Here is a 1,758-nt window from a genome sequence, read left to right on the forward strand (position 1 = left end):
CGGTGACGCTGGCGCTGCTGATGGCGCTGGCGGTCAATCGTCGGCTGCGCGGCAACGCACTGGTGCGTGCGGCCTTCTTCATTCCGTCGCTGCTGCCGATGATCGCCATCGCCAATCTGTGGCTGTTTTTCTATACGCCACAGCTTGGCATCCTGAATAGCCTGCTGGCATGGTTTTCGCTACCGGCGGTCAACTGGCTCGGCGAGCCGGATACCACGCTGTACTGCCTGATGGCGGTTTCGGTATGGCGCGAGGCGGGTTTTTTCATGATCTTTTATCTCGCCGCCCTGCAGCAGATCGATCCGCGCCTCAGCGAAGCCGCCGCCATTGAAGGCGCATCGCGCGGTTACTTTTTCCGCCGCGTGCAGTGGCCGCTGCTGTTGCCAACCACGTTGTTTGTGCTGATCAACGCCTCGATGAACGCCTTCCGCATTGTCGATCAGGTGATTGCCATGACCAACGGCGGCCCGAACAACAGCAGTAGCCTGCTGCTGTTTTATATCTATCGTACCGCATTCAGTTTCTGGGACATGCCAGCCGCGTCGGCCATGACGGTGGTGCTGCTGGTGATCCTCGGATCGATTGCGTTGATCAAATTTCATCTGCTGGATAAGCGAGCCCATTATCAATGAAAGCTGCATCCTCTCCGGGCGGTTTTGCGCTCAACCTGCTGATTTGGCTGGCCGCGCTGCTGTGGAGCCTGCCGATGCTGGTGGCGCTGTGGATTGCCATTCATCCGGCCGCCGGCCAGGGGCACTTTTCGCTGCTGACGCCGCTGACGCTGGAGAACTTCATCAATGCCTGGCACGCGGCACCGTTTGCCCGCTACTTCCTCAATACCACGCTGCTGGTGCTGATGATTGTGGTGGTCCAGCTGGTGCTGGCCACGCTGGCCGCATATGCACTGGTGCGGTTCCGCCTGAAATTTTCCGGTTTCCTCTTCGCGCTGATTCTGCTGCAGCTGATGATCAGCCCGGATGTGCTGATTCTGAATAATTACCGCACCATCAGCGCGCTCGGGCTACGCGATACCCTGACCGGCATTGCGCTGCCGTACTTTGCCTCGGCGTTCGCCATCTTTCTGCTGCGGCAGACATTCAAAAGCATTCCGCTGGTACTGGAAGAGGCGGCAACCGTTGAAGGAGCCAGCCGGTTTTACATTCTGCGCCACATCTACATTCCGCTGGCAAAGCCAATCTATGTGGCATTCGCGCTGGTCTCGATCAGCTTCCACTGGAACGATTTTCTCTGGCCGCTGGTGATCACCGACTCGGTTCAGGTGCGTCCGTTAACCGTCGGGCTGCAGCTGTTTTCCGCGCCGGAGCAGGGCGTGCAGTGGGCGCTGATTGGGGCAGCAACGCTGATGACCACCTTGCCGTTGCTGCTGCTGTTTTTGCTGTTCCAGCGGCAGTTTATTCAGTCATTCATGCGTGCCGGTATTCGCTAAGGAGAGCCAGAGATGGGATATGCCCATGCGCTAACCGCAGCGCAACGCCAGCGGCTCGGTGATGTCGCTGAGCTGTATCAGTTACCGGATTTACGCGCGGCACCGCTCGACGGCACGCTGCGCTTCGGGCTGCTGGCCGATCCGCAATATGCTGACGTTGAGGCGGATGTCCCGGCGAATCTCTACTATCGTCATGCGCTGCATAAGCTGCCGCAGGCGATAACCGCGCTCAATCAGCAGCCGCTGGATTTTGTCGTTACGCTCGGCGATCTGGTGGATCGCCACTGGGCCAGCTATGCCACGCTGCTGCC

At 59.2% G+C, this 1,758-nt stretch carries 2 protein-coding genes and 1 pseudogene; all 3 read left to right on the plus strand.

Features of this window, described 5'->3' with window-relative positions; all coding sequences use genetic code 11:
• Positions 1-632, plus strand: a 632-nt coding sequence (locus ERD80_RS21675; protein WP_136548504.1) for a sugar ABC transporter permease, incomplete at its 5' end; no start/stop codon positions are given.
• Positions 629-1,447, plus strand: a complete 819-nt coding sequence (locus ERD80_RS21680; protein ID WP_058758579.1) for a carbohydrate ABC transporter permease — start codon at positions 629-631, stop codon at positions 1,445-1,447. The genes ERD80_RS21675 and ERD80_RS21680, both read left to right, overlap by 4 nt.
• A gap of 12 nt (positions 1,448-1,459) precedes the next feature.
• Positions 1,460-1,758 (plus strand): annotated as a pseudogene (locus ERD80_RS21685) (hypothetical protein); the annotation flags it as partial.

It is taken from the genome of Pantoea sp. R102, from assembly GCF_004916815.1.
GTDB lineage: Bacteria > Pseudomonadota > Gammaproteobacteria > Enterobacterales > Enterobacteriaceae > Pantoea > Pantoea dispersa.

Coding starts and splice junctions, on each gene's coding strand:
- ERD80_RS21680 (WP_058758579.1), top strand. CDS start 629: ATGAAAGCTGCATCCTCTCCGGGCGGTTTTGCGCTCAACCTGCTGATT.